At 62.4% G+C, this 8,939-nt stretch carries 9 protein-coding genes; 2 read left to right on the top strand and 7 right to left on the bottom strand.

All coding sequences use genetic code 11. The annotated features are described in order from the left end of the window. Nucleotides 1–99 precede the first annotated feature (99 nt). On the top strand, nt 100–1,161 hold the full coding sequence (locus F0M17_RS15060) for a 2,3-butanediol dehydrogenase (RefSeq protein ID WP_073706968.1): 1,062 nt from the start codon (nt 100–102) through the stop codon (nt 1,159–1,161). Between the two features lie 60 nt (nt 1,162–1,221). On the opposite strand, the gene F0M17_RS15055 is transcribed toward F0M17_RS15060, so the two are convergent. The 6 genes from F0M17_RS15055 to F0M17_RS15030 form a co-directional block, all read right to left on the bottom strand. Next, nucleotides 1,222–1,896, bottom strand: a complete 675-nt coding sequence (locus F0M17_RS15055; RefSeq protein WP_149597443.1) for a hypothetical protein — start codon at nt 1,894–1,896, stop codon at nt 1,222–1,224. Beyond that, a complete protein-coding gene (locus tag F0M17_RS15050; RefSeq protein ID WP_066142563.1) occupies nt 1,893–2,303 on the bottom strand; it encodes a DUF4383 domain-containing protein in 411 nt (136 codons plus the stop codon). Before F0M17_RS15050 ends, F0M17_RS15055 begins: the two co-directional genes overlap by 4 nt. A 322-nt stretch (nt 2,304–2,625) precedes the next feature. Continuing rightward, complete coding sequence (locus tag F0M17_RS15045) at nt 2,626–4,008, bottom strand: deoxyribodipyrimidine photo-lyase (RefSeq protein ID WP_210416656.1); 1,383 nt, start codon at nt 4,006–4,008, stop codon at nt 2,626–2,628. A 156-nt stretch (nt 4,009–4,164) separates the two neighbouring features. Further along, on the bottom strand, nt 4,165–4,743 hold the full coding sequence (locus tag F0M17_RS15040; RefSeq protein ID WP_066142303.1) for a DUF3618 domain-containing protein: 579 nt from the start codon (nt 4,741–4,743) through the stop codon (nt 4,165–4,167). Further along, the gene (locus F0M17_RS15035) at nt 4,740–5,159 is read right to left on the bottom strand and encodes a phage holin family protein (RefSeq protein ID WP_066142299.1); all 420 of its coding nucleotides are present in this window, start codon (nt 5,157–5,159) and stop codon (nt 4,740–4,742) included. Before F0M17_RS15035 ends, F0M17_RS15040 begins: the two co-directional genes overlap by 4 nt. Nucleotides 5,160–5,168: 9 nt before the next feature. Beyond that, nucleotides 5,169–6,041 (bottom strand): hypothetical protein, encoded by an 873-nt coding sequence (locus tag F0M17_RS15030; RefSeq protein WP_073706966.1) that lies wholly within the window; start codon nt 6,039–6,041, stop codon nt 5,169–5,171. A 431-nt stretch (nt 6,042–6,472) separates the two neighbouring features. Between F0M17_RS15030 and F0M17_RS15025 the strand changes: the two genes are divergently transcribed. Next, nucleotides 6,473–7,849 carry an NAD-dependent succinate-semialdehyde dehydrogenase gene (locus tag F0M17_RS15025; RefSeq protein ID WP_073706965.1) on the top strand — a complete coding sequence of 459 codons (1,377 nt, stop codon included), beginning with the start codon at nt 6,473–6,475 and terminating at the stop codon, nt 7,847–7,849. A gap of 145 nt (nt 7,850–7,994) precedes the next feature. On the opposite strand, the gene F0M17_RS15020 is transcribed toward F0M17_RS15025, so the two are convergent. Beyond that, the gene (locus tag F0M17_RS15020) at nt 7,995–8,318 is read right to left on the bottom strand and encodes a hypothetical protein (RefSeq protein WP_233125320.1); all 324 of its coding nucleotides are present in this window, start codon (nt 8,316–8,318) and stop codon (nt 7,995–7,997) included. Between the last annotated feature and the right edge of the window lie 621 nt (nt 8,319–8,939).

Raw genomic sequence — 8,939 nt, 5'->3', positions numbered from 1 at the left:
ACGGTTCTCAAATCCTGGCGGCCGCAGTAGCTTGGGTGCTGGAAGCACCGATCGGCATTGGGCCGGTCGGGAACAGGCAGGAAGATTCGAGGGGGAGCCATGCGAGCAGCACGGTACTACGACCAGAAGGACATCCGGATCGAAGACATCGATGAGCCGGTGCTGAAGCCCGGAACGGTGGCCATCGATGTTGCCTGGTGCGGCATCTGCGGCACCGATCTGCACGAGTACCTGGAGGGCCCGATCTTCATCCCGCCGGCCGGGCATCCGCACCCGATCTCGGGGGAGAGCGCGCCGGTGACCATGGGCCATGAATTCTCCGGAACCATTACCGCCCTGGGCGAGGGTGTCACCGGTCTCGAAGTCGGCGAGAACGTCGTGGTGGAACCCTACATCATCCACGAGGATGTGGACACCGGCGAAGGCCAGCAGTACCAGCTTTCCCGGGACATGAACTTCATCGGCCTGGGCGGCCGCGGCGGCGGGCTATCGGAGAAAATCGTCGTGGAACGCCGCTGGGTGCATCCCATCGGCAAGATCCCACTGGATGAAGCCGCGCTGATCGAGCCGCTGTCGGTGGCCCACCACGCCTTCGTCCGCTCGGGCGCCCAAGCCGGGCAGGTGGCCATCGTGGGCGGGGCCGGCCCGATCGGCCTGCTGACCGCAGCGGTGCTCAAGGCGAAGGGCCTGGAAGTCTACATCTCGGAGCTCTCCGAGGCCCGCAAGGCCAAGGCACGGGAAACCGGGGTTGCCGACGAGGTTTTCGACCCGAGGGACGGGGACGTGGCCGAGAAGGTGCGCGAAGCTACCGGTGGCCGTGGTGCGGATGCCGGATTCGAGTGCTCCTCGGTCCCGGCGGTGCTGGACATGCTCCTGGACGCGGTGGCTCCCGGCGGGGTGATCGTCAATGTCTCGATTTGGGGGCATAAGCCTGAAGTGGACATGCCCAAGCTGGTGCTGAAGGAGATCGACCTGCGCGGCACCATTGGCTACGCCAATGACCATCCGGACACCATTGCATTGGTGCAAAGCGGCAAGCTGGATCTGGCACCGTTCATCACCGGGCGCATCGGACTTGATGAGCTTATTTCCGAAGGCTTTGACCAGCTGATCAACAACAATGAGGAACACGTGAAGATCATCGTTGATCCGCGGGCCTAGCCAGCAATCCTCGGCTATGGGGGGCCAGTAGGATACCTGGCACTGGCCCCCGGGCTGCGGCTAGTGGTGGTGTTCTGCCTGTTTCATCTTTTGAATGATTCCCGGGTCGATGTCTCCCGAATGGTGAATGCCGTGTTCGGAATGAGGTACCGCCAGTTCTCCGGCGGACGAAGCTGCCAACCCCAAACTGGCAACCGCCGCAACCGCAACTGAACCGGCAAACATGCTCCCGAGGACAACTAGGCTGCTGGACCGCACTGTCCGGTGCGGATAGTTCTTCCCCCGCTTGCGCTGCCACACGAAGACCACCAGCACCGACAGCTCAAGCAGCAGCAAGGAAGCAATAGTGAGATCCATATTTTTCGCTCCCTCCGGGAACCCCCAAAGACCAGGAGCAATGCTGGCTAAATGCACGGAGGAGACGAGCGCCAGGCAGGGGACCGCAAACTTCACGGCAGGTGCCGCTGCCTTCAGCAGGCTGGCAACGGCGTACACCAGCGCCATCCCGGCCCAGGCCGCGGATGCTATCGCGCCGAGCCACGCCCACCACGGTGCCGGGGCGGACCCGACCCCGAATGCCGATGCCAGGCTGGCGGAGGAGGCCGCGGCCAGCGCCGCGACTCCCAGTCCGGCGATCCCGGCATAGAGGCCGCCGAAGGCAACGGAGCCCGCAACTGCATCTCGCCCTTGCGTGGCAGGTTCGGTGGCAGGCTCCATGGCCTCGTGGGAAATCATGATCGTGCGGTATGGGCTGCTGGCGTCCGGTCCTGGGACAGCCCTACCGACAGCAGGAGAATCGCGCTGGCTAGGTGCAGGACGTTATCCGCACCGTTCAGGGCAATGATGTTCAACGCTGTCGAGGCCAAGAAGAGGCCGAGAATGCCAACCAGGAGGTAGACGGCGCCCACCGTGGTGTTGGTGAGCTTGGAAGCACGCACGGATCCGAGCCCAGCGATGAGCAGTGCAGCGCCGATGGCCAGGTGGATCACGTTGTGAAGTGGGTTGACCTCGAAAATGATCAGCTTCCCGCCCTCTGTTGCGAAGAAGTCCACGCCGGCAGTGACAAGGAACCCGAGCAGGCCGACAAGGAGGTACACGGCCCCGAAAATTGTTGCGAGCAAGCGGTTAGGCGAAGTGCGCATTGCAATCAGTCCTTCCTGGGACACGGATTCTATTCCGCGTCGAGTTCTGCGGGTTCCGGGAGGAGCCCTGTAATGGTTCTTCGGAGGAGGATGGAAGGCGGATTGGTCTTGGTTGGACTTATTTGCAGGCATCGGAGGCACGCAAGTGAGCGGGTAGGCGTTTTCGCATTGGTGTTCGGTTGAGGATGCTCTGGATCCCTCGGCAAGGAAGCTGATGCGTTGAGACAGCGAGCCGAAGATGCGTTGGGCCGAAACATCGAATAGCAGTTGAAGATCATCTGGATCAGCGGGCTTCATCTTCCCGCTGCCAGACGCTTCGCGACTATGAGATGAGTTTCATCTGCTCGTAAGCATCCAATGCAGCCTGCCGCGATTGCTTCAGGTCCACAATGGGCTCCGCGGCCAGCGGCGCGTATCGAGCCACATAGCTTCCCTGGGGATCGAATTTCTTGGCCTGCAGTTCCGGGTTGAAGACCCGGAAATATGGGGAAGCGTCGGCTCCGCTGCCGGCGACCCATTGCCAATTGGCCGAATTGCTGGCGAGATCCGCATCAACCAGGGTGTCCCAGAACCACCGCTCGCCGACCTTCCAATGCACTTGCAGGTTCTTGACCAGCAGGCTGGCTGCCACCATCCGCACTCGGTTATGCATCCAGCCGGTCTGCCAGAGCTGCTGCATGCCGGCATCGACCAGCCCGAAGCCGGTGCGCCCCTTCTGCCAGAGCCGCACCTGGTCGGCAGCGTGCGGGTCCTGCTCAGGCCAGGCCCAGTCGAAGTGGTCGAACTGCGCACGCAGATTCCGCTCCGGAAGTTGCGGGTGATGGTAGTACAGGTGCCAGCAGAAGTCCCGCCAGGCCAGTTGGCGCCGCATTGCGGTGGCTCCTGCTGCAGCTTTGGGATTTTCGGCGGCAAGGCGGCCTAGGGCATCCCACATCTCGGGCGCACTCAGATGTCCCCAGCGCAGAGCGGGGGACAAAGCCGAGGTGCCGTCCAGATCGGGGCGGTCATGGTGCTCCGCGTAGCCTTCGGCGATTGATTCCAGCACCTGCTCCAGGCGCTGGCGGGCAGGCGCTTCTCCGGGTCCCCATTGCGCGGCGAGTCCGTCAATCCAGTCCAAAGCCGGCAACAATCCCAAGCTCTCCAATTCGTCGCTGGCGGGAAGATTAGTGTCCGGGAGAGGTTCTTGTGCCTGTGGCGCGGGCAACGGAGGACGGATCTCGTCGTCGCGCAACGCATTATAGAAGGGCGTGAAGACCTTGTAGCCGGTGTCGTTCTTGGTAAGCAGCTCCCAAGGCTCATGCAGGAGCGTCCCGCTGTAGCTGTGGGCGTGGACGCCTCGGGCCTGCAGGTCCTGCTTGATCTGCATGTCGACGGCGCGTTCAGCGTGGCCGTAGCGGCGGTTCCAGTGCACTGCCTGCACACTGCCTTCGTGCACGAGTTCGTCGATGATCCCGGCGGCCGGGCCTTGGCGCAGGATGAGCGGGATTTTCAATTGCCCAAGCGATATGCGAAGGTTCGCCAGCGCGTGGTGCAGCCACCATGTGGCCGCGCCGCCCAGCGGGCGGATGCCGGCAGATTTCTGGTCCAGGACATACACCGCGATCACCGGACCGGAGGAAAGAGCGGCATTCAACGCTGGGTGGTCGCTGGTGCGCAGATCATCGCGGAACCAAACCAGCTGGGTAGGCAAGGCCGAATGAGTCATTTGGAATTCTCCATGGAACCATTCTAGTGTTTATTTAGCTTGGCTAGCTAAATTATGGTGGATGGTCCGTCTAGCTCGGCGGCTACCGGGCATAGCAAAAGGCTGGTGGTTCCAATCAGTGATTGCACGCACCAGCCTCTTACCGCTACCCGGGGATCAGGAGCCGTTATTCATGCCCTTGGCCGTGTCCTTGGCTTCGCTTTGCAAATGCTCGGCTTCGGAGCTGGCTTCGGATTTTACGGTCTCCACGGATTCCTGGGCGGAATCCCGCAGGTCCTCGGCGGCCTGTCGCGCAGGCTCCCGAAGGTCTTCGGCAATCTGCTTCGCCGCATCCTTGGCCTCTGCGGCCAGCGGTTCTGCCTTGTCCTTGACCCGCTGGACCAGCTCGGCTTCTTTCTGGGTCCCCGGAAGCAGCGACGAGGCCAGCAATCCTGCCCCGAAGGCGATGATTCCGGCGGCCAGCGGATTGCCCTTGGTCTGCTCCGCCACCCTGTGCGGTGCCTCCCTGACGGCTTCCGCGGCGTCTTCACTGTAGTGGTGCAGCTGGTCACTCGTTGATTCACCGGTTCCCATGACGGAGTCCTTCACCTTCCTGAATGAGTCCTTGACCTTTTCGGATTGTCGGTGGGCAATGTGGCTGGGACTGACCCTGTCGGCAATCGCGTCCACATCCTGTTGCAGGTCGCCTCGTGTCTGGGCGATTTCCGCGCGGAGTTCTTCTGAATTCTTGCTCATGGTGCATCATCCTTCGGAGTAAAAGCTGACGGAATCCTCTTGACTGTCTCGGCCGTATTAGGCAGTCCCTTGATCTCTTGCATCTTCTTCTTGGCCGCGCTAGCCAAGACCAGACCGATCACCGCCCAGAGGGCGGCGACCACCAAGGCCGAGAAGCCATAGCCAATCCAGAGCGACAATCCGAAGAAAGCCGCAACGGAAAGGAACAGCAAGACGAAATGGCCGGCAACACCGGCACCGGCATACATTCCCGCGCCCTTGCCGGCGGAGCTGGCCGACTCCTTCAACTCCGTCTTTGCCAGCTCGATCTCTTGGCGAACCAGCAGCGATACATTCTGGGTCAGGTCATTGAACAGGGCGCCGAGGGAACTGCGTTCATGTTCTGCGGAATCGGGATCTGGCGTCGTGTGAGTCATCGAATGCTCCTAGCGGTAGTCGGTGCTGCGCGGATCCCCAGGAGGGTAGGAGCGCAGCGGGTCCACATCCACCGAATCGGCATGCAGCGGGTTGCCTGCCGAATCCACGCGGGTGGTTCCCTGGAAGGACGGGTTAACCCGCACCGGACCTGGCCCGTCACCGGACGCGGCGTTCGGTGCGCTGGTGGTGCCGGGGCGCGGTTCCTGATCGCGGTGCCCTGTGCCTTCCTTCGGCTCGCTGGCATTCCGGGTCATGCGTCCTGCCAGCAGGCCGGCGCCCAGCGCCAGCCCCAAGAAGGCGGCTGGGCGTTTGCGTGCAAAGCCCTTGACCTCATTCAGCAAGTCGTGCGGCTCGCGCTGTTCGAGCCAATCGGCGGCCTGGCCGCTGTGATGCGAAGCCTGATCCACCAGCATGGACGCGGTTCCGCTCGCGCTGGACTGGTCCAGCATGGCGCGGAACTCATCGCTGATGTCGCGCAGGTTGGCCGCGACCTTCCGCTGCTGCGCGGAGGTCTGCTCCTTCAGGTCGGAGCCGAGTTCATCCCACAGGTGGGTGGCCTGGTCCTTGGCCTGCTCAGCGAGCATCGAGGCTTCCTGCTTGGCGCTGTCAAGCACGTGGGTGGCGGATTCCTGGCCCTCGCGCGCCAGATCCTGGGCTGCCTGCGCTTTGCCCGACGTACTGCCGCTTTCTGCGGACTGCAGGTCACCGGAATCATGCGCGTCGGCCGGCACCGGTTCGACAGTGCCCGAAGGGAACAGGTCGGTTTGCGGCTCGGTCAATGGATCCGGATCGTTCAGGCCGTGGCGGACGGTTCCGGGTTGCGGGGTGCTGCGCGGGTCATCGGGGAATGGATTCGAACTGGTGTGATCGTTGGTGCTCATGTCTTCCCTTCCTCTGCTGCTGTCGTCAGCTGCGGGTGGCGCGGCGGGTGGCCGCGCATCCGGCTCCGCAGTCCGTGCGGAGCGCTGCTGGTTGCATACGACGCTAGGCAAGAGCGCGCCGCAGGTCACGGATCGCGGCCAATCCGCAGGAAGCATTCAGGTTCGATGGCGAGAGCTCGGAGCTTCCAGGAAAGCAGGAGGCAAGCGAGTAGGATCGAGCCGGATCCCGAGCGTCCAGCGCATCACCCGGCGCAGCTGCGAGGAGTCCAGCAGTACTGCAATCCCTGCTGCCGGCCCAGTCTGCGACTTTGGAGGAACAGCGGCAGTTTCCGCGGCGAACACGCCAATAGCCGAAGAGTCCGGGGAATTGGCGACGGGAGCTGGAAGACTGGGCGCTAAGTGTCCAAATAGCGAATCGTCGAAGGAGCACCATGTCCACTTATGCTGTTACCAACCCTGCCACCGGCGTCGTCGAGGCAACCTACCCGACCGCCACCGATGAGCAGATCCAGGAAGCCATGGCCAAGGCGCACCACGCCTACACCCAGTGGTCGGTCTCGGCGCTGGAGGAGCGCGTTGCCCTGCTCGAACGCGTGGCCGACATCTACGAGGCACGAGCCCAGGAACTGGCAGCGATCATCACCCGCGAAATGGGCAAGCCCATCAAGCAGGCGCTGGGCGAAATCGGCATCGTAGCGGCAATCTACCGCTACTACGCCAAGAACGGACCGAAGTACCTGGAGGACGAAGAGCTGGAAATCGCCTCCGGCGGCACGGCGCTGGTGCGCAAGGAAGCAGTGGGCGCGCTGCTGGGCATCATGCCGTGGAACTTCCCGTACTACCAGGTGGCCCGCTTTGCCGGACCGAACCTGATGAACGGCAACACCATCCTGCTCAAGCACGCTCCGCAGTGCCCGGAGTCGGCGCTTGCCATGGAAGAGATCTTCCGCGAAGCCGGTGCGCCCCAGGGCGCGTACGTGAACATCTTTGCCACCAATGAGCAGATCGCGGGCATGATCGCGGACCGCCGGGTGCAGGGCGTCTCGCTGACCGGTTCGGAGCGTGCCGGCGCCGCTGTTGCGGAAATTGCCGGACGCAACCTGAAAAAGGTCGTGCTGGAGCTCGGCGGCTCGGATCCATTCATGGTGTTCGAAGACGCGGACGTGGCGCGCACCGCCAAGCTGGGCATGCGTGCACGGTTCGGAAACACCGGGCAGGCCTGCAATGCCGCCAAGCGCTTCATCGTCGACTCCTCGGTCTACGAGGACTTCTCCAAGGCACTGGTAGAGCAGGTTTCCGGGATCACTGTGGGTGACCCGTCCCAGCCAGAGAACTTCCTCGGCCCGCTGTCTTCCGCCGCAGCCCGCGACGGACTGGCCGCCCAGGTGCAGGATGCCATCGACAAGGGTGCCCAGGTGCTGGCCGGCGGCAAGCCGATCCAGGGCGATGGCGCATTCTACGAACCGACCGTGCTGGCCGGGGTGACTCCCGAGATGCGTGCGTTCTCCGAAGAGCTCTTCGGCCCGGTCGCCGTGCTCTACAAGGTGGACGGCGAAGAGGAAGCCGTGGCCCTGGCCAACAACACCGACTACGGGCTGGGAGCTTCCATCCACACGCAGGACATGGAACGCGCGCAGCGCGTGTCACAGCAGCTGCAAAGCGGCATGGTGGCCATCAATGAGCCTTCCGCTTCCTACCCCGAGCTGCCTTTCGGGGGAGTGAAGCGCTCGGGCATCGGGCGCGAGCTGGGCAAGTACGGCATGGACGAATTCATCAACCACAAGCTGGTGAAGATCGCCGGCCGCTAGCCGTCCGCAAAACGACAACGGTCCTGCCTTCCGTAAATCGGAGAGCAGGACCGTTCTCGTTTTGGCGCCTTAGGCTGCAATCGGTGCCCAGCGGTATGGCGCAAGCCTGTCATTCCCGGCGGGCGTACGTCACGCAGTTCGGGATTTATCTGCGCAGCATTGTCATTTGCACCTGTTCTTTCGGAGTGAAGTCCGGAAGGACGTTTGCGACAGCAGTGTGCGCCCAGTACCGGACTCGGAACTCCAGCATGCCGTGTTCCTCGGCTAGCTCGAAAAGAGAGCAGATCGGGTGGTGCGCCGGGGTTTCTTCAACTATTTCGAGAGCATCATTTGGCGGCGAGACATGCATGAAACGAAGCCGGTCACCCCGGTTGTCGAGTATTGCCACAAGAACAGGGCAATTGTGAACGGAAACGAGACCCATGACATCGTCAACCGGCTCGTTGACTTGTGCAATGATCACCGGCATTCCCCGGATCCATCCATGCTCGCTCAGATGGGAGCGTCCCTCTCGGGATCCCAGAAGTTCCGCGACACGTTCAGCAGTTTTCGACCTGACCATACGACCTGACATTGGTACTACCTCCACTTTGTTCGTAACTTTCGAGTTATCCCCATAAGTCACGCCACTTCGCAAATTGCAGGTTGGCTTGCTGGCAGGGCATAGTTCGCCGTCAATGAGAAGCGGAGTGTGCTTCAAGCGTAAGGTATTTGGCTTGGGCGTGGGCGGGAATCAATCCGCACCCAGCCTATTGCCAGCGCGAGTTTCCCTACTAGTCAGTAGCTGGTTCGCAGGTTCCGCAATATCATCCGAACTTCGCCGGATTCACGCGGGCGAGGACACTGCAGCGCATCAATTCCACGTCCGGGCCTGTTTCAGCCTTCGTGTTCGATTCATGTCGGATTGATGGGAGGTCCATGGGAATCCCTGCCTCAACCGGGTGCATCCAAGCCATGCGAACTAGTGTTTCAAAAGCCGCACGCGCAATAGCGCAAACAACTGATGCGGGTGGTCCTGCGGCGACCTGGAAATTCGAGGCTGGCCAGTTGCTAGCTTGGCGCCCAAGCAAACCCATTCCGGGAGGCATGA

The organism is Glutamicibacter sp. ZJUTW (genome assembly GCF_008370855.1).
Taxonomy (GTDB): Bacteria; Actinomycetota; Actinomycetes; order Actinomycetales; family Micrococcaceae; genus Glutamicibacter; species Glutamicibacter nicotianae.
Note: the sequence above shows the minus strand (reverse complement) of the source record. Positions and strands in the feature narration are given on the sequence as shown.

Coding starts and splice junctions, on each gene's coding strand:
- F0M17_RS15020 (WP_233125320.1), bottom strand. CDS start 8,318: ATGCCGGTGATCATTGCACAAGTCAACGAGCCGGTTGACGATGTCATG.
- F0M17_RS15045 (WP_210416656.1), bottom strand. CDS start 4,008: ATGACTCATTCGGCCTTGCCTACCCAGCTGGTTTGGTTCCGCGATGAT.
- F0M17_RS15030 (WP_073706966.1), bottom strand. CDS start 6,041: ATGAGCACCAACGATCACACCAGTTCGAATCCATTCCCCGATGACCCG.
- F0M17_RS15035 (WP_066142299.1), bottom strand. CDS start 5,159: ATGACTCACACGACGCCAGATCCCGATTCCGCAGAACATGAACGCAGT.
- F0M17_RS15055 (WP_149597443.1), bottom strand. CDS start 1,896: ATGATTTCCCACGAGGCCATGGAGCCTGCCACCGAACCTGCCACGCAA.
- F0M17_RS15060 (WP_073706968.1), top strand. CDS start 100: ATGCGAGCAGCACGGTACTACGACCAGAAGGACATCCGGATCGAAGAC.
- F0M17_RS15025 (WP_073706965.1), top strand. CDS start 6,473: ATGTCCACTTATGCTGTTACCAACCCTGCCACCGGCGTCGTCGAGGCA.
- F0M17_RS15050 (WP_066142563.1), bottom strand. CDS start 2,303: ATGCGCACTTCGCCTAACCGCTTGCTCGCAACAATTTTCGGGGCCGTG.
- F0M17_RS15040 (WP_066142303.1), bottom strand. CDS start 4,743: ATGAGCAAGAATTCAGAAGAACTCCGCGCGGAAATCGCCCAGACACGA.